The 19,018-nt window shown below is 45.3% G+C and carries 16 protein-coding genes; 7 read left to right on the top strand and 9 right to left on the bottom strand.

Annotation, left to right across the window (positions count from 1 at the left end; genetic code table 11):
* Positions 1–98: 98 nt before the first annotated feature.
* The 3 genes from OO774_RS04285 to OO774_RS04275 all read right to left on the bottom strand — a co-directional run bounded on the left by OO774_RS04285 (position 99) and on the right by OO774_RS04275 (position 1,580).
* On the bottom strand, positions 99–623 hold the full coding sequence (locus OO774_RS04285) for an NADPH-dependent FMN reductase (protein WP_264905001.1): 525 nt from the start codon (positions 621–623) through the stop codon (positions 99–101).
* A 147-nt stretch (positions 624–770) separates the two neighbouring features.
* Positions 771–1,034, bottom strand: coding sequence for a YfcL family protein (locus tag OO774_RS04280; RefSeq protein ID WP_014232619.1), 264 nt, complete (start codon positions 1,032–1,034; stop codon positions 771–773).
* Positions 1,035–1,049: 15 nt separating this feature from the next.
* Positions 1,050–1,580 carry an elongation factor P hydroxylase gene (locus tag OO774_RS04275; protein WP_264906066.1) on the bottom strand — a complete coding sequence of 177 codons (531 nt, stop codon included), beginning with the start codon at positions 1,578–1,580 and terminating at the stop codon, positions 1,050–1,052.
* A 425-nt stretch (positions 1,581–2,005) separates the two neighbouring features.
* On the opposite strand from OO774_RS04275, the gene OO774_RS04270 reads away from it, so the two are divergent.
* Positions 2,006–2,629, top strand: coding sequence for a trimeric intracellular cation channel family protein (locus OO774_RS04270; protein WP_264904998.1), 624 nt, complete (start codon positions 2,006–2,008; stop codon positions 2,627–2,629).
* A 223-nt stretch (positions 2,630–2,852) separates the two neighbouring features.
* Here the strand turns inward: OO774_RS04270 and aroC are convergent, their stop codons facing one another.
* Positions 2,853–3,938, bottom strand: a complete 1,086-nt coding sequence (gene aroC, locus OO774_RS04265; RefSeq protein WP_264904996.1) for a chorismate synthase — start codon at positions 3,936–3,938, stop codon at positions 2,853–2,855.
* A gap of 190 nt (positions 3,939–4,128) precedes the next feature.
* On the bottom strand, positions 4,129–5,061 hold the full coding sequence (gene prmB / locus OO774_RS04260) for a 50S ribosomal protein L3 N(5)-glutamine methyltransferase (RefSeq protein WP_264904995.1): 933 nt from the start codon (positions 5,059–5,061) through the stop codon (positions 4,129–4,131).
* Between the two features lie 62 nt (positions 5,062–5,123).
* Between prmB and smrB the strand changes: the two genes are divergently transcribed.
* The gene (smrB, locus tag OO774_RS04255) at positions 5,124–5,654 is read left to right on the top strand and encodes an endonuclease SmrB (RefSeq protein ID WP_065300027.1); all 531 of its coding nucleotides are present in this window, start codon (positions 5,124–5,126) and stop codon (positions 5,652–5,654) included.
* Between the two features lie 68 nt (positions 5,655–5,722).
* Here smrB and sixA read toward each other — a convergent pair whose 3' ends face one another.
* Positions 5,723–6,187 (bottom strand): phosphohistidine phosphatase SixA, encoded by a 465-nt coding sequence (gene sixA, locus OO774_RS04250; RefSeq protein ID WP_264904993.1) that lies wholly within the window; start codon positions 6,185–6,187, stop codon positions 5,723–5,725.
* Positions 6,188–6,562: 375 nt separating this feature from the next.
* Between sixA and OO774_RS04245 the strand changes: the two genes are divergently transcribed.
* Complete coding sequence (locus OO774_RS04245) at positions 6,563–9,340, top strand: insulinase family protein (protein WP_264904991.1); 2,778 nt, start codon at positions 6,563–6,565, stop codon at positions 9,338–9,340.
* A gap of 88 nt (positions 9,341–9,428) precedes the next feature.
* Here the strand turns inward: OO774_RS04245 and fadJ are convergent, their stop codons facing one another.
* Together fadJ and fadI are read right to left on the bottom strand one after the other, a co-directional pair.
* On the bottom strand, positions 9,429–11,540 hold the full coding sequence (gene fadJ / locus OO774_RS04240) for a fatty acid oxidation complex subunit alpha FadJ (RefSeq protein ID WP_264904990.1): 2,112 nt from the start codon (positions 11,538–11,540) through the stop codon (positions 9,429–9,431).
* Positions 11,540–12,847, bottom strand: a complete 1,308-nt coding sequence (gene fadI, locus OO774_RS04235) for an acetyl-CoA C-acyltransferase FadI (RefSeq protein WP_264904988.1) — start codon at positions 12,845–12,847, stop codon at positions 11,540–11,542. The genes fadJ and fadI overlap by 1 nt, the downstream gene beginning before the upstream one ends.
* Positions 12,848–13,586: 739 nt before the next feature.
* On the opposite strand from fadI, the gene OO774_RS04230 reads away from it, so the two are divergent.
* The 4 genes from OO774_RS04230 (at position 13,587) to OO774_RS04215 (ending at position 18,083) form a co-directional block, all read left to right on the top strand.
* Positions 13,587–14,162, top strand: coding sequence for a sigma-70 family RNA polymerase sigma factor (locus OO774_RS04230; RefSeq protein WP_176291671.1), 576 nt, complete (start codon positions 13,587–13,589; stop codon positions 14,160–14,162).
* A complete protein-coding gene (locus OO774_RS04225) occupies positions 14,155–14,883 on the top strand; it encodes a DUF3379 domain-containing protein (protein WP_264904986.1) in 729 nt (242 codons plus the stop codon). Before OO774_RS04230 ends, OO774_RS04225 begins: the two co-directional genes overlap by 8 nt.
* Positions 14,884–15,188: 305 nt before the next feature.
* Positions 15,189–16,475, top strand: a complete 1,287-nt coding sequence (locus OO774_RS04220) for an outer membrane protein transport protein (protein WP_264904985.1) — start codon at positions 15,189–15,191, stop codon at positions 16,473–16,475.
* 309 nt (positions 16,476–16,784) lie between these two features.
* Positions 16,785–18,083, top strand: a complete 1,299-nt coding sequence (locus OO774_RS04215) for an outer membrane protein transport protein (protein ID WP_264904983.1) — start codon at positions 16,785–16,787, stop codon at positions 18,081–18,083.
* Positions 18,084–18,149: 66 nt separating this feature from the next.
* Here OO774_RS04215 and OO774_RS04210 read toward each other — a convergent pair whose 3' ends face one another.
* Positions 18,150–18,920 (bottom strand): MlaA family lipoprotein, encoded by a 771-nt coding sequence (locus tag OO774_RS04210; protein WP_264904981.1) that lies wholly within the window; start codon positions 18,918–18,920, stop codon positions 18,150–18,152.
* Positions 18,921–19,018 lie beyond the last annotated feature (98 nt).

The raw sequence follows: 19,018 nt of genomic DNA, 5'->3' as shown, positions 1-19,018 counted from the left end.
ACAGGGTTTCGAGAACAGTGGGGGGCCTGTACCACTCACTAACCCCCTGTTTCATTACAAAAAATGACTAACAATCGTAGCAAGAAATCTAGGCGGCTTTATGCCAATTGAGCAACTGCTTGTTGTACTTGCTCAGCGATGTCTGCATTTAGGCTTGCACCCGTTTCTACATCAAAATTCTCGTAGAAGTTTGGCACTGACACAGACGCCTTTACATCTGCACCAAAGAACTGAGCAGAACCAGTTGCCGCTGCCAATACGCTTTGTGCCCCACCAGGGCCTGGAGATGTAGCTAGATAAACCACTGGCTTGTTTTGGAATACATTACGTTCAATACGCGTCGCCCAGTCAAACAGGTTTTTGTACGCAGCAGCGTAAGAACCGTTGTGTTCAGCAAAAGAAACCACGATTGCATCCGCTTGTTCTAGATCTCTTAAGAAGGCAATCGCGCCCTCTGTCTGGCCGATCTCTTTCTCTGTATCTTCGCTAAACATTGGAACTTGATAGTTGTTTAGGTCCAATACGTTCACTTGCGCGCCTTCAACTTGATTGGCTGCGTAAGTAGCAAGTACTTTGTTGATAGATGTTGAGCTGGTAGAAGCAGCAAATGCGACAATTTTCATGGTTGTATCCTTTTGTTCACTCTTTATGCCATCAGAATAAAAGTTAAACAGTTTGCCAACAACCACAAAAATTTTACGGAGAGATTCAAATTTTTCGAAGTAGTACGCAAGCCTACTTCGGAACAATTAGAAATGGGGTAGGAATAATTAAGCTTGAGCCTGTAGCTCTTGCCACAGATCGCTAACAATAATGCGATCGGATGGACTTAGCTCTGTACGAGCTTCATCTAAACTGTTGGCGATGCGAGCTTTCAGCTCTTCAATATCATTGATGCCTTCGTCTTCACACGATGCAGCAGATAAAGAGATGTGACCACGCAGATAACCACCAGCAAACAGCTCGTCATCTGATGCTGTTTCAATTCGAGCATCAATCAGTTCCAGTAGTTTTTCTTCAAATTCAATAATCATGGAGTATCTCTGAGGTTATTTAACGATAAAGTCAGACGCTTCCAGCGGCTTAGTTTGGTAAAAAGAGCGTAGCGCTTCAGACAGCATTTTCACTCGTTGTGGTAATCCTGCCTCCAGAATAGCTAACACTTCGTTATGCACTTTACGCATAAAAGCAAGCCTATCTGGTTCAAAATCGCCGTGTAGATTGTCACAACTGACAGTAAAAGGGAAGCCAGCACTTTTAGACAGTATCCACTCGTATGCCTGAGGGCGAACTTCTACTTTCTCAAACTCAGCCTGTACCTCTGCAGTTCGGCCATCCGGCTGGTACCAATACCCAAAATCCTCCAACAAACGACGCTCAGGGCCAGCTACACACCAATGCGAGATTTCATGAAGTGCAGACGCATAGAAACCACGAGCAAAAATAATCCGGTGGTGAGGTTGCTCTTCATCAGCAGGAAGGTAGATAGGTTCATCTCCACCCAGCTCTAGTTTGGTGTTAAAAGGTTCTAGGAATGTGTCGTTAAATAGGGTGATAAGGTCTTGATAGTCGTGGGTCATCATCGATTATATACTTCAAATTAACATGCGCTATACCAATGCCAGTGAATTAATCATCAGAAGATTGCGCAGGAAAAATCGCTTAGAGCCAGGAAGAATTTGCGGTAACTAGTGGTTCTAATTATAAAAATTCTAACGCAGCTATCAGCGATTTTAACCAGCAAGAATGGTGAGATAATTACTGGAATTGGTATGAGTATTGTCGCTGTTTTTGTCCAGCTCGTAAAGCCACACAACAGGTTTGGTTATTAGCTGGATTAATCTGAAACCTTACTTCTCGATACAATTTCTCATTCGTCACAGATCACATTTCCCACTACACTCTCGCAATATTTTATGCTCTCAGATGACTAGAGCGTATTGATAGGTTTGAGGCACTTTCCCATCGCTTCAAGCCTGGTTGTATTTGATGGTGAGTGTCCCTTATGCTGCTAAGTGTGTTGTATGTCATTGGTATCACGGCTGAAGCCATGACTGGTGCGTTAAGTGCCGGACGAAGAAAAATGGATTGGTTTGGAGTTATGTTGGTCGCGAGTGCCACTGCCATCGGTGGCGGCACCGTCCGTGACATCTTGTTGGGGCACTATCCTCTCGGCTGGGTAAAGAACCCAGAGTTTCTTGCCATCACGTGTCTTGCTGGGATCTTAACAACAGGGCTAGCGAAGTGGGTGATCAAATTAAAAGGTCTGTTTATTCGTCTCGATGCGTTAGGCTTGATCGTCTTTAGTATTATCGGCACTAAAATCGCGCTGGATATGGGGCTTCACCCTGGTATCTGTATGGTATCTGCATTAGTGACTGGCGTATTTGGCGGACTACTTCGTGACCTGATTTGTCGTCAGCCTCCGTTAGTACTGCACCAAGAGCTCTACGCATCCGTAGCCTTAATTGCCTCAGGACTGTACCTAGCATTATTAGAATTTAATGTGCCGGACGTCACGGCCACTATCATGACGCTGGTGGTTGGTTATGTGTTACGCATGGCAGCGGTTCGATTTAAATGGCGTTTGCCATCTTTCCATCTGGAAACCGAAAGCTCACTGCACTAAGCAGAACCTACTAAATCAAAAAAAATTGCCTGATAAAGTTATGCCACCCGCTATTCAGTGAGTGGCATATTTTTATATTCAGTCATCCTGAACAGCGACGAAGGAGCGTGATTCAGGATCTATTGTCCGAGCACTCTGTTGCCAGAGGTATTTATTTCTCTTTTCATCGCGCTGAAATTAGATTCCTAGTCTCGCTAAGGCTCGCTGGAATGACACAGAGCTCTTAAATCTTTGGCGTCTCTGTCGTCACACCATAGTTCTGACCACGGTGACGAAGCAAGTGATCCATCACAACAATCGCCAGCATTGCTTCAGCAATAGGTACCGCGCGGATGCCAACACATGGGTCATGACGACCTTTAGTGATCAACTGAGTTGGCTCACCTTCTTTGGTGATCGTGTCACCCGGAACCGTGATGCTTGAGGTTGGCTTAAGCGCAATATTTGCCACAATATCCTGGCCAGTAGAAATACCACCAAGAATACCGCCAGCATGGTTACTGCCAAAACCTTGTGGAGAAAGCGTATCACGGTGCTGGCTGCCGCGTTGGTTCACGACATCAAAACCATCACCTACTTCAACACCTTTCACCGCGTTGATGCTCATCAGCGCATGCGCGATATCTGCATCTAAACGATCAAAGACTGGCTCACCAAGACCAACAGGCACATTGGTTGCCACAACCTGAATCTTCGCACCAATTGAGTCGCCTTCTTTTTTCAGGTCACGGATAAGCTGGTCAAACGCTTCGACTTTATCAACATCAGGACAGAAGAATGCGTTGTTTTCAATTTCATCCCAATCCACTTTATCGATAGACACATCACCCATTTGTGATAGGTAAGCGCGGATTTCTACGCCGAATTCGTCCTTCAGGTATTTTTTCGCAATCGCACCTGCCGCAACACGCATTGCCGTTTCACGAGCTGACGAACGGCCGCCACCACGATAATCGCGAATGCCATATTTCTGATGGTAAGTGTAATCTGCGTGTCCCGGACGGAACTTATCTTTAATCTCAGAGTAATCTTTCGAGCGTTGATCGGTGTTCTCAATCAACAGACCAATTGATGTACCTGTTGTTTTACCTTCAAACACGCCAGAAAGAATTTTTACTTCATCCGGCTCACGACGCTGCGTAGTGTAACGTGATGTGCCAGGACGACGACGGTCCAGATCGACTTGCAGATCTGCTTCTGTAATTTCTAACCCCGGCGGGCACCCGTCTACGATACATCCCAGTGCGATACCGTGACTTTCCCCGAATGTCGTCACTCGGAAATGTTGTCCGATACTGTTTCCTGCCATTACTTCCTCAAGTTATTGTCGCCACGCCTTCTCAAATCGAGGCGCAACTGCTTATCAATTCTTCGTGGATTCATAGTGGCTCTATTACGTTTTGATGTAAAGAGTAAATATTCACTTAATCTTGATGAATTGCGCATAAAAAAACACCGAGCACTAAGCTCGGTGTTTTAGAAAATGATGGGTATGACTATTAGTCTTTGTACAGTTTGAACTCTTCTGCACATTCCACTAGTTGATCACGAGTCAACATGAATACACCGTGGCCGCCATTTTCAAATTCAATCCAGGTAAATGGAATCTGTGGGTATTGATCCATCATATGAATCATAGAGTTACCCACTTCACAAATCAGGATGCCGTTATCCGTTAGATAGTCAGGTGCATTAGCCAGAATACGACGAACCAATTTCAGACCATCCGTACCCGCAGCTAGGCCAAGCTCCGGCTCATGCGTGAACTCGTCTGGCAGGCTGTTCATGTCTTCTTCGTCCACGTACGGCGGGTTCGACACGATCAGGTTGTACTTCTCTTTCGGCAAGTCACGGAATAGATCCGAACGGATTGGGAACACTTGCTGTTCCATACCGTGATCCTGAACGTTTTGTTCAGCCACTTGCAGTGCGTCCGTCGAGATATCGATAGCATCAACTTCAGCTTCTGGGAACGCGTGCGCACAAGCAATCGCAATACAACCACTACCCGTACACATGTCCATGATACGAACTGGCTCTTCCACTAACCAAGGTTGGAATTCTGCTTGGATCAGCTCACCGATTGGAGAACGCGGCACAAGTACACGCTCATCCACGAAGAACTCAAGACCACAGAACCACGCTTTGTTGGTCAGGTACGCGGTAGGTGTACGATCGTTGATACGCTTTACTACACGCTCAACAATACGCATGCGCTCGCTGGTTGTCAGGCGAGAATTCAATACGTGTGGAGGCACATCGATCGGCAAGTATAACGTTGGCAGGATAAGCTGCACAGCTTCATCCCACGCGTTATCAGTACCGTGACCGTAAAACAGGTTCGCAGCATTAAAGCGGCTTACCGTCCAACGAATCATATCTTGAAGGGTATGTAGCTCAGATACCGCTTCTTCTACAAAAATCTTATCCAAAATTGCCTCCGAAAAGCGCTACAATACTGCTAATAACATTTATTAATGAATTTGTTTACCTAATGAGCAAAAAAGACACCGAACACGATGACGATTTCGCCTTGTTTCAGGAAGCAGTACAGGGCGTAAAAAAGTTGCGACAGGATACCATAATCCAGCAACCAAAAAAAAATACTAAGCAAAAAGAAATCAAGCGCTCAAACCGCGAAGCAAGTGATTCTGAATTTTACTTTTCTGATGAGTTTGTCCCTCTTCTCAATGAAGAAGGACCAACTCGCTACGCACGAGATGACGTTTCCACTTATGAAGTAAAGCGTCTACGTCGTGGAGTGTATGTGCCCGACGTATTCCTCGACATGCATGGTATGACTCAGCAGGAAGCAAAGCGCGAATTAGGCGCGATGATCGCGTACTGCGTAAAGAACGAAATTCACTGTGCTTGCGTTCAGCACGGGATTGGCAAGCATATCCTCAAGCAAAAAACGCCACTATGGCTGGCTCAACACCCTGATGTGATGGCCTTTCACCAAGCGCCTTTAGAGTTTGGGGGTGACGGTGCGCTGCTCGTCCTTCTCTCGATTCCAGAGAAGTAAAAGGTTCGTTCTAGAACAACAAAGGCAGGAAATAGGTTCCTGCCTTTTGCTTAAATCTGGTTTAATGCTTATGGCGTGATATGCCACAACACTTCACCCTGCTGGTTTTCTGGATCGTATTCGACACAAACCAAGCCGGATGTCGGGAACATGGGTGGTGCCATGTCTCGCACAAATTCTGCGGTTAAATATCCGACTAATGGTAAATGGGAAACAAACAGCAGCGACTCTAGTTTTTCAACTTCGATGAGCGCGTTGGCATAATCGTACACGCATTCAGATTGTCCGTATGGTGTGATATCTTCTAACGTTTCAATACTTTTTGCCGAAAAGTGTTCGCTGACTTCTTGCCAGGTTTGCTGGGCTCGAATGTACGGGCTCACAAGTACTTTGTCGAATTGAGCACAACCTTGCTCTTTGCACGCTCGGGCGACAGCCTCTGACTCATCTCTGCCTCTTTGGGTCAGTTGTCTAGTTGCGTCAGAATCCGCAAAGTGTTCGGCTTCGCCATGACGCATAATGAATATTTTCATGTTATTTCCTATGGATAGCTAACGCTACCAAAAGGTTGACTGCTATCTTTATAAGATATTCGGGGCTAATTTTAATAATGTCGAAACATAAATACTGATATAATTGTCTGTTCATTATACCAATTAGCTTGCCAAAGATAGCGACTTTCTTAACAATCTATTAAAAAAGAATATACTCAGTTCATCACCACTTTGGCTATGCCATGAACTCAGTGCATTCCTTCAAACAGCCCTACCCATACGCAAAAGCGATGGGCCTATGCAGTAGTCTTACGAATAACAAAAACGCAGGGAGCAGTATTTGTCGAAGCGCAACATTTGCGCTGCCCCTCTCAGGGTTCATAATTACTGTAATGCGAAATCTGGAGACGCATCGTGCACCTAAGTCCTAACGATTCAAATCAATACCGTTACATTACGCTAAGTAATGATTTACGCGTGTTGGTGATTCATTCCGATACAGCTCAACAGTCTGCTGCCGCTCTAGCAGTGAACGTTGGACACTTTGACGATCCCGATGATCGCCAAGGTTTAGCGCACTATTTAGAGCACATGCTTTTTTTGGGTACGGAAAAATACCCTAAAGTAGGCGAATTTCAAAGCTATATTAGTCAACATGGGGGCACAAATAACGCCTGGACAGGAACAGAGCACACCTGTTTCTTTTTCGATGTCACCCCAAATGCTTTTGAAACCGCACTCGATCGCTTTAGTCAATTCTTTGCCGCACCATTGTTTAACGAGGAAGCATTGGACAAAGAGCGTCAGGCCGTCGATTCAGAATACAAGCTAAAACTGAATGATGACTCTCGTCGTCTTTATCAGGTCAATAAAGAAGTCATCAATCCCGAACACCCATTTTCAAAATTTTCTGTTGGTAATCTTGAGACACTCGGCGACAGAGACGGCAAGTCGATTCGTGACGAAATCGTCGAGTTCCATCATTCTCAATACTCTGCTGATTTGATGACGCTAACGCTGTTTGGCCCCCAATCCCTTGATGAGCAGCAAGCGTGGGTAGAGCGCATGTTTGCGGATATCCCGAATCATCAATTAAAGGGCAAGTCTATCGATGTGCCAATTGGGACGGAGAACAGCACCGGAATCTTTGTTCAGATAGAGCCTATCAAAGAGTTCCGCAAGTTAATTTTGACTTTTCCCATGCCGGGAATGGACGAGTATTACGGCACAAAACCCCTCTCCTATTTTGCCCATCTACTGGGTTATGAAGGGGAAGGTAGCCTAATGGTTCAGCTCAAGACTAAGGGATGGATCACTTCGCTTTCTGCTGGTGGCGGTGCAAGCGGCAGTAATTATCGCGACTTCACCGTAAGTTGTACCCTTACACCGACTGGACTGGATCACGTTGATGATGTCGTTCAAGCGGTCTTTCAGTATTTATCTTTGATCCGACAAGAAGGGATGGATGAGTGGCGCTACCTTGAAAAACAGGCAGTGCTCGAATCTGCATTTCGTTTTCAGGAACCGTCAAGGCCGCTGGATTTTGTCAGTCACCTTGTCGTCAATATGCAGCACTATCAACCGGACGATACCATCTACGGCGACTACAAAATGGCAGGCTACGACGAAGCACTGCAACGCGATTTGTTGAATTACTTGAGCATCGACAATGTAAGAGTGACGCTGATTGCCAAAGGGTTAGACTATGATCGTACCGCAGAGTGGTATTTCACTCCGTACTCAGTGACGCCATTTACCAACGAGCAAAAACGCTTCTTCCATCAAATAGACCCGCGTTGGCAATTTGTACTGCCCGAAAAGAATCCGTATATCTGCTACAACCTTGATCCTATGCCGCTGGAAAATGGTCATTCTCTGCCGGAGTTAATTGAGGACTTAGAAGGTTTCCGTCTTTGGCATTTACAAGACGATGAATTCCGGGTACCTAAGGGCGTACTATACGTGGCAATAGACAGTTCTCATGCCGTCGCTTCACCAAAAAACATCGTCAAGACCCGCCTCTGTGTTGAGATGTTTCTTGACTCGTTAGCGCAAGAAACTTATCAGGCAGAAATCGCGGGAATGGGTTACAACATGTATGCCCACCAAGGTGGCGTAACGCTGACTTTATCCGGCTTTAGCCAAAAACTTCCCCAGTTGTTAGAGATGATTTTGCGCCGCTTCGCCGCTCGCGAGTTCAGCCAAACTCGATTTGACACCATCAAACAGCAATTGCTCAGAAACTGGCGAAACTCTGCGCAAGACCGCCCTATTTCACAACTGTTCAACTCGTTAACCGGTTTGTTACAGCCAAACAATCCACCGTTTGCAACGCTTGCGGAAGCACTGGAGCAGATTGAAGTCGACGAATTATCCGTGTTCGTAGAATCCATTCTCGCCGAACTGCATATAGAAATGTTCGTCTATGGTGACTGGCAACGTCAGCAGGCTCACGACATGGCTACCACATTGAAAGACGCTCTACGGGTCAAAGAGCAGCGTTATGAAGAAGCACTAAGACCACTTGTGATGCTAGGTCAAAACGGCAGCTTTCAACGTGAAGTGCACTGTAACCAACAGGATTCCGCGGTCGTCATTTATCATCAATGTGAGGATATTGAGCCATGCAGTATTGCGCTTTACTCTCTGGCAAACCATTTGATGTCAGCGACATTCTTTCACGAAATACGCACTAAACAACAATTAGGCTATATGGTCGGCACGGGAAACATGCCACTTAACCGCCACCCGGGTATCGTTCTTTATGTCCAGTCGCCAAACGCCGCGCCTGCTGAGCTCGTCACTTCTATTGATGAATTCTTAAACGCGTTTTACATGGTGCTTTTAGAGCTCAATGATTATCAGTGGCACACCAGTAAACGTGGCTTGTGGAATCAGATAGCAACACCGGACACCACATTGCGCGGTCGCGCTCAACGCCTTTGGGTCGCAATAGGTAACAAGGACACCGAGTTCAACCAGCGGGAAAAAGTGCTGGCGGAACTGAAAAAACTGACTCGCGCAGATATGATTCGTTTCGTAGTCAATGAGTTAAAACCGAGAACAGCCAATCGATTGGTGATGCATTCGCAAGGTCAGGCTCACGCTGACGAACCTCGTATCCACCTAGGGCAAGAAGTAGGCTCTATTGAAGAGTTTCAACTAAGACCAAAAGATTGTGGATTGGGGTAAGGACAAGAAGAACTAATCTCTTTTACCCATTAAAAAGGCTTGCGAGGTGCAAGCCTTTTTTGTTTTTAACGTTGTTCAGCGCTTAGTACTAATAAAACGTGCGCTCTTCACCCGCTCGGGTTAGTAAACCGTCACATGGTGCATAACGATCACCGTATTTCGATGCAAATTCGTTCATTTTATCAACCAACTCTTTCAAGCCATACTGATCCATATAGCGGAAAGGTCCGCCTAAGAACGGCGGGAACCCGATACCGAAAATCGCGCCGATATCACCATCACGCGGCGAGCGAATGATACCGTCATCTAAACAGCGCACGGCTTCATTTAGCATTGGTAATACACAACGTAGGGCAATATCATTGTCACTGAGCTTAGACTCTGGTTCAAGTTTCAATAGCTTATAGACAGACTTATCGACTTCTTTCTTCTTGCCTTTGTAGGTGTAAAAACCCTTGCCACTCTTACGACCTTTACGGCCGTCGTTGAGCAAAGTATCGAATACATCCGGACCTTTGAATCGCTCGCCCAATTCATTGACCAGAATCGGCATGATTTTAGCGCCAATATCCACGCCTACTTCATCAAGCAGTGTGATTGGCCCAACCGGGAAGCCAAAATCCAGTAACGCGTTATCTATCTTTTCTATCGGCTCGTTTGCCAGCAAGATATGCGCAGCTTCGTTCATGTAAGGTGCAAGAATGCGATTTACGTAGAAGCCAGCTTTGTCCTTGACTACGATTGGCGTTTTACCCTGTTTCTTGGCTAACGCAACAACCGTAGAAATAGTTTCGTCTGATGTGGTTTCATGTGGGATAACCTCCACCAGCGGCATTTTCTCTACCGGGCTGAAATAGTGCAAACCAACGATGTTTTCTGGGCGCTCTGCTTTTTCCGCAATTTTGTGGATTGGTAGCGAAGACGTATTGGTCGCAAAGATAGTTTCTGGTTTCGCGTTTTCTTCGATATCCGCAACCATCTGCTGTTTCAAATCAAGGTCTTCAAACACCGCCTCAATGACCACATCAATCTGGTTAAAGCTGGTGAAGTCTACGCCACCCGAAAGCTGCATCATTTTTGCTTGGAGATCCGCTTTAGAGAGAATGCGACGCTTACGTTGCTTTTCGAACAACTTGTAGTTGTAATTCAGCGCATTTAAGACACCGTCACTACTCACATCTTTAATACGAACTGGCACTTTGGCTTTCGCAACGGAGACATGACTGATACCAGCGCCCATTAGACCGCCACCAAGTACGCCGACTTTTTTCACCGTTGCCGGCTTAGCATCCGTGCCGTGTTCTTTCTTCATCTCTGTGGTGGCAAAGAAGATGGAACGCAGCGCTTTCGATTCCGAGCTCATAACCAGTTCGCCGAAGCGCTTCGCTTCTAGCTCTTGGCCTTTAACGAACCCTTTCTCCAAACCATGCCGGATCACTTCCAAAATAGCCACTGTCGCAGGATAATTGCCTCGGGTTTTTTCGTTGGTTTTCTTCGCGGCTTGCTCAAACACAAACTTGCGCCCTAACCCGCTGCCCGACATCAGCTTTTCTTTGGTCGACTGCTTTTTCTTACCTTTGCTTTTGCCTTTGTCGATAAATTGCTTAGCGACATCAAGCAGAATAGTCTCTGGTACACAGGCATCTACTACTCCAAGCTTTTCCGCTTTTTTAGCGCGAAGCTGTTTACCCGTCAGGATTAAATCCAGTGAAGGTAAAAGACCAATTAGTCGAGGAAGTCGTTGTGTACCACCAGAGCCTGGAAGCAAGCCTAGTTGTACTTCTGGCAGACCTAAACGTGTGATATCAGATTCCGTACAAACGCGGTAGTCACACGCCAGAGCCAGTTCTAAACCTCCCCCAAGACAAGGGCCATGAATGGCTGCTACAACCGGATAAGGCAGTTCAGACAGCTGTTGGAATAACTCTTGGCCTTGTTTTGCCAACGCTTCTGCTTCATTCGCTGTGGTACAAGCCTCCAACATACGAACGTCGGCACCAGCCACAAAGTTGTCTGGCTTCAGGGAGTGTATAATCATCCCTTTAATGCCACTTGTGTCTTTTAGCTGAGCAAAAATTTCTTTCATTTCATCAGCAAAAGCCGCCTGCAGCGTGTTCATCTTTTCATTAGGCACATCAATTGCCAACCACGCGATGTTCTGATCGTCAATCTTCAGACTAAATGCTTTCTGTTCGCTCATTACTCAACCTCCAGAATCATTGCCGCACCAAGACCACCCGCCGCACACGCGGTGTTCAATGCAGTACCACCACCTCGACGTTTTAGCTCGCGCAGTGTTTGCGTCATCATACGCGCGCCAGTCGCTGCAAATGGGTGACCATAAGCAATCGAACCACCAAGTACGTTAAATTTATCCATGTCGATTTCACCAATGGCTTTCGAACGGCCTAGGTTTTCTTGAGCAAACTTATCAGAAGCGAACATCTTCACGTTGGCCAGCGCCTGAGCCGCAAAGGCCTCATGCATATCAATCAGAGTCAGATCCGACAATTCCAGCCCAGTATTTTCCAATACCTTCGCCGTCGCGTAAGAAGGGCCCATTAACATATCGGTTTCTACGCCAATAGCAGAAAAGGCGTAACCACGAATGTAGCCGAGGATTTCCATACCAAGCTCTTTCGCTTTACCTTCGCGCATGAGCATCACAGCCGCACCGCCATCAGTTAGAGGTGTACTATTTGCTGCGGTTACGCTGCCATATTGACGATCAAATGCCGGGCGAAGTTTTGCGTATCCTTCTAACGTTGAGTCATGACGAACGTTATTGTCTTCTGAAATCCACTTTTTGTAAGGTTCAGGGAAAGCGGTCATGACTTCACCTTGAATCTTGCCCTCTTTCCACGCTTGCGACGCCAGAGTATGAGAGCGATGTGCAAGGGCATCTTGTTCTGCACGAGAAATACCGTGAGTTTTCGCCATCTGCTCGGCGGTTTGTCCCATAGACAGACCAGTAGAGTACTCAGCAACCGCAGGAGGAACTGGCATTAAATCTTTGAAACTAAGGTTTCTAAGCACATTGAGCTTTTGGCCGAGCGTTTTAGTCTTACTAAGAGTGAGCAGGTTAGCCGCAAGTTTTTTAGAAACACCAATCGGTAATACTGATGAGGAATCAGCGCCACCAGCAATACCGATATCAATTGTGCCAGCCATAATGCTTTCCGCTATATTAACGGCGGCCTGAAAACTCGTGGCACATGCGCGCGTCACACTGTAAGCATCGGTATGGGCATTCATTCCTGTCCCCAAGACGATTTCACGCGCAATATTGGGGGCTTCTGGCATTTGCACAACTTGTCCAAATACCACTTGTTGTATTAAATTCGGATCAAGATCGGTTCGAGCAAGCATTTCACTTACTACCATTTTCCCTAAATCGACTGCTGGCACTTGGCTAAATTCCGTGCTTTGACGAGCAAAGGGAGTTCGAAGCCCCGCGACAATAGCAACGCGTTCACCATGACGCGTCTTTACTTCCTGCTTGCCCATTGTTTCTCCTTAATTAACAAGAGGTCTGACCTGATGCATTGTAATCAACTTGTTAAATTTATCAAAGGTGCATTTAGATAAACGTGAAGCTAGTAGATCAATTACTCTAAACCACCACTCACAGCGATTTTAAAACGTTACAATGGCTATACCCAAATATTTGGAGTTAAGTAAACTTTTCGCTAAGTGTAATAAAGATTGTTCACAAACCGGATACTTAGATAAATACTAGCTTTTGGCTTTGATTGATATGAAATACATTATGCTCACGGCGCGATTAACCGACTATGAACAATGAAGATAGTTGAATAAGAACTGGGTTAGAAAAGCGAAATTTAGGTAAAAAAAAACCACACAGAACTGTGTGGTCGGAATATCTATAAAACAATTAACTTACGCCAATTGAACATAATCAGTTTCCTGATTAGGAGAAAGTAAAGTCAGCCTTCAAAAGGAAGTGTCATCTTGCTCAACATGTTAGTCACAAGGACCAACGAGATGACAGGAGTAACTATAACCGCTTCCCTGATCGAGTTTTTGAAATAGATCAATTTTATATTGATTTAGCGCTTATCAAGCGATCTATTTTTTCAATCTTCCAAATAAATGCATGGCTACTGGTTTTCTATCTGAGTCGTAATAATAAAACCTGGACCTGACTACTGTGAGACAAAACAATTGATGCTGCTAAACTCTGTATGTCTATCCAAGTGACCACACAGTACTGGTTAAATAACAAATGGAGGCTCTTGCAGCCATGTTAAAAATGTTTGGAAAGAAAAATTCCAACAGTCCGGTCAACTCTGATATGGACAAACAAAGAAAATATGAATCGCTCGTTAGGGGCTATCATCGTGATTTATATCGCTATGCTTACTGGCTATGTAAAGATAAAGCGGTTGCCGAAGATTTGGTGCAAGAAACCTGTCTTCGTGCATGGAAATCTCTGGATAGCTTGCTGGACGAAAAAGCGGCAAAATCTTGGCTTATCACCATATTAAGACGAGAAAACGCACGCCGGTTCGAACGCAAACAATTTGATTTAGTAGATATCGATGACTATGGCAATGATGCGAAGGTCAGCGACGACCCTCATCACCAGCAAGAGTGGCTTCAGGCACAGATCATGAAATTAGATGTCGAATATCGTGAACCTTTATTTCTGCAAGTCGTCGGCGGTTTCAGTGGAGAAGAGATCGGCGACATACTAGAACTGAACAAAAATACCGTTATGACACGCCTATTTCGTGCTCGTAATCAATTGAAAGAGATGTTGGATTCTCAAGATACAAAGAGAGGACAAAAAAATGGATGATTTAGAATTTCGTCGTCGTATTTTGTCGGATCCAAAACAGAAGGATGAAGAGATACTGCAAGCTTTGGCAGAGAATAACGCCAACCATAAGTTTGTTGAAGACGTTTTGGATCTCGATGAAAAAATCAAACAGGCCATGAATGTCGAGGTACCTGATGATCTTGCTGACAAAATTTTGTTCAGCCAAAGTTCGAGTTCGCTGCAACAAAACGTTGTTCGCCCAACCTTTGCCCGAAAAGCAATGGCGTTGGCCGCATCGGTGGCATTTACTGCGGGTTTGTTAGTTGGCCAAATAAACTGGAGTAAACTCATCGTCTCGCCTGCACATGCAACGCTTGCGGATACTGCTATTCAACATGTCATCCATGAAGAGCCTTTTATTCGCCACTTGGACGAAGATGTACCAAGCACATTCATTAACGCTAAAATGTCTCCGCTGCTTTTTCAGTTTAACCAGAACTTTCCTTACCACGTCTATTACTTAAATCATTGTGGATTCGGAGAATCAAATGCGGTGCACATGGTTTTCCAGGGATTACAAGGTAAAGTCACTATGTTCATTACCCGCATCCCGAGCGAGAAAGCCACAGACTTCAATAAAGAAGGCATGAGCGGCATCGTTCAACCTATTGGTAGTGCAAGTATGGTCTTGGTCGGTCAGCAAGGTGAGGATATCAATGCGATCGCTAGTCAACTGACGCCACTGATCCAGCCTATGTAATAAAATGAAACAAAATTAGTGTAAAGCCCGTCAACTGCCGCCTAGTGTGACCTCTAAGCGGCAGTTTCGTATTTGTAGGACGCAAACGTTTACCGCCTACAACCCGCCGCAGGCCCTTTAGAGTATAAACTCTAAATATTGCAGTTTAGATGTCATTTCCCTGCATTTAGCATCATTTTTGTAATTTTTCCTAAATTTTATCCAATGGTCGGATTTGTTAATAACATTCTTGTGACTACTATCTGCGCCACTGAGCAAAAGCTCAAATTATCGTCCAAAGAGACGAATCTAATAAGGAAAAATACATGACTCATAATAAGCGTCTGTTCAAAAAGACTCTCTTAGCAGTAACGGTAGCTTTTGCCTCAGGCCAAACAATGGCCGCAGGTTTCCAAATTAATGCTCAATCGGCCACAGGTCTTGGTCGTGCATTTGCTGGTGACGCGGTAATTGCAGATAACGCATCGGTAATGGCGCGTAACCCAGCTGCGATGGCTCTATTTGACAAAATGGAACTGTCTGTCGGTTTTGAAACCATTACATCACTGATCGAAGTGAAAGATGCCACATATCAAAACAACCTTCCTATGCTTCAGGGCGGTTCACCAATCGTAGCCAACGTTCCTGACACCGATGATGTGGGTGATACTTCAATTGCTCCAAATATTCACCTGATTGTTCCTGTAAACGACAAGTTTGCCTGGGGTGTCAATGCCTACTCTAACTTCGGTACAAAAACCGAATTTGCTGATAACTATATTGCAACTGAATACGGCGGTCTTACCGACGTTAAGAGTTTTAACTTTGGTTTAGCAGGCTCTTACCGTTTAAACGATCAATGGATCTTTGGTGCAGGTTTAGACCTAATCTACGGCCAAGGCACTATGAAACGTGGAAACCCTGGTTTATTCGGTGCCGCTCCTTACGCATTAAACGTTGATAAAGCAGATGGTTTCGCAGTTGGCTTTAACCTTGGTACAGTTTACGAGCTAGATGAAAACAACCGTTTTGGTTTTGCCTACCACTACAGCCCAGAATTTGAAGCAGAAGACGATAAAGGCCAAAAGATCACGCTACCGCTACCAGATATAGCGGAGTTCTCTGGTTACCACAAAATCGAAGATACCAAGTTCGCGGTACACTACAGCGTACAATACATTGGCTGGAAAGCGTTTGATCAAATCGATTTCCGTAATCTAGACACTGCTTCTTCACCTATCGGTACTCTTAGCGGCAACGGTTCATACGACAAGAAATACGAATGGCAAGATGGCTGGCACTACGCGATTGGCGGTACTTACTATCTGAACAACGATTGGACGCTGCGTGCAGGCTACATGTACGACACCAGTGCACAAGATAACTTAAGGTCAATTTCTGTACCAGATTCAGATCGTCAATGGCTGTCAACGGGCTTTACATACCATATCGACAGCAAGTCTAACATTGACTTTGGTTTCACTTATTTGATGGGTGACGATACGAAAGTTGAAGAGTCCATCACCGTTGACGGATTTACTGCGACTTCTGTCACCGCAACAACAAAAGCAGACGCGATTCTAGTTGGCTTACAGTACAGCCGTAGCTTCTGATTAACACACTAGTCGCTATTGCACAAATTTTCTATATAAAAGGCTGGATTTCCAGCCTTTTTTTCTTACCTGCGAGTTATTCTACGCTCGATTTCAGTGAACACGTGTATCTAAAAACCTATATTAGGACGCACACCTGTTCGCTGAACATCTTTCACAACTCTTTTACAGCCAGGCTTTTAGTCTTTTAAAGCCAGTCTAGTTAGAATTTAATACCAAAATCGTTCCCGTTCCGGATTTTCATTTCTAAAGTAAAAGCTCTATCTTTAAAATTTCACCCCACGTTTTAAACAATTCAGCGAACACAAAATGAAAACCAACAAGACCCTTCTTTCTATAACGGTAGCACTCAGTCTACTGGGCACAGCAAGCACGACTCATGCAGCCGGTTTCCAACTTGCGGAGTTCTCTGCAACAGGCTTAGGCCGTGCCTACGCTGGTGAAGCAGCAATGGCAGATAATGCGAGTTCACAGTGGCGAAACCCGGCGATGCTCACTTATTTAGAAGGCACACAAGTCTCTGTTGGTGCTATCTACGTGAATCCAAACCTAGATGTAGAAGGTGACGTCAATTTCTATGGCAATAACACTCCAGCGTCTTCTGATGATTTCGCTCACGATGCCATCATTCCTAACTTCTACCTATCGCATCAGTATAACGATGAATTCGCGGTCGGATTAGCGCTGGGAACAAACTACGGCATGGAAACGGATCTTGGTACAGGCTTTGCGGCATCACACTTCGGCAACGAAGCCAGCGTGACTACAATAGAAGCCAACCTGAATGCAGCCTACAAGATTAACGACGCTGTAAGTATTGGCGGTGGCGTTCGCTATATTCTTGGTGAAGGTAGCTTTGGCGCAACAACACCAGCAAACAACGCATTGGGACTTCCTCAAGATACCACGCTGAAATACATGGAAGGTGATGATACGGCTTGGGGTTGGCAAGTCGGTACTGCATGGCAGATCAACGACAATCACCGCGTAGGCTTCGCATACAAATCAGAAGTAGAGCTTAAGTTGCAGGGCCATGCTGAAGGTCTTGGTTTTGGTTTTGGCACTCCTCAACTACCACAAACCCGCGATGACGGTTACATGTACCTGACGTTACCAGCGACTGCGGAGCTGGCCAGCTACCACCAAGTTACCGAGCTGCTTGCCCTTCACACGAGCTTTAACTGGACTGACTGGAGCTCATTCGAAAAACTGGAAGCACACCTTGATACCGCAGGTACGCACATGGTTAAAGTTGAAAACTGGGAAGATAACTACCGTTTTGCTTTGGGTGCAACTTACCAGCTTCAGCCACAACTGGCATTAAGAACAGGTATTGCGTACGACACATCAGCCGTGAGCGATAAAAACCGTACGATAACGATTCCAGAAACCGATCGTACCTGGCTAAGTATTGGTGCAACCTACGACTGGACAAAAGATTTCAGCTTAGATGCTGGTTTCACTTACATCATCGCCAAAGATGCCTCAATTAAAGAGTCTCGTGGTTATGATTCGGACAATACAGCAGAGCAAGTTGGTGGTCAGTTTGTCGGTGAAACAACGGGTAATGTTTGGTTGATTGGCCTTCAGGCAAACTACCGTTTCTAACCGAATACATCATTAACGAAAAAGGCTTAGCAACTGCTAAGCCTTTTTAATATCTATTGTCTTATCTTAAAACTCGTCCAAATATTCGTCCAGATAAGCTTCTTCTTCTGCGTCGACTTCTTTGACGGTCTCTACTTCTGCTTTAAAGTTTTGGCGCTGGATATAAATATCACGCGTTAAGACATATGGATCAGGCGAGTTATCTAACTGAGCTTCCTGAGGAACAAGCAACGCGCGTTTTTCCATACCTTCGAAAGCCCATTTACCAAGACTTGCCCAGAAATTCAGATAGGTCAGCGGTACATACATACTGTCTACCGTATCAGTCACTTCGCGCAGCGTATATGGACCATAACCCGGAACCATAAAGTAAGGACCGTTGCCGACACCGTAATGGCCAACGGCGTCACTGAAAACTTTTTCATCGTATTTGGTAATGCCCGCAGCGGTCGCGACATCAACCAAACCAAGAAGACCAAATGTCGAGTTAAGCCAGAATCGGTTGAAGTGATCAACGGCTTTACTGCCGTTACCCATAAGCAGGTTGTTCACCATACTTGCTGGTTCGTCTAAGTTTGCCAGAAAGTTAGCAATACCATAGCGAACCGGTGTAGGTGTATATTCCACATACGCTAACGACACCGGGCGCACTAAGTACGGATCCAAGTAATCGTAGTTAATATCCCACATGGCACGGTTAAAGCCTTCTAACGGGTCGTACGCATCAGAAGTCGTTTGATTTGTTTCTTCTGTCGCTGCTTCCTCAGGTGCGCTTGAACAGCCAACCAGTCCAAGTGCTAACAGCATTAAGAAGATGGATTTACCCTTGTTATACATTCTATGTTCCATAACGACTATTAATATACTTAAGTCACCTTGCTATAAACCGCACTAATCTAATACGGTTTAAAAATCACTTAAGTATAAAAACAAGG

The organism is Vibrio sp. STUT-A11 (assembly GCF_026000435.1).
Lineage (GTDB): Bacteria > Pseudomonadota > Gammaproteobacteria > Enterobacterales > Vibrionaceae > Vibrio.
The sequence above is the reverse complement of the archived record's forward strand: the minus strand, read 5'-3'. Positions and strand labels throughout refer to the sequence as shown.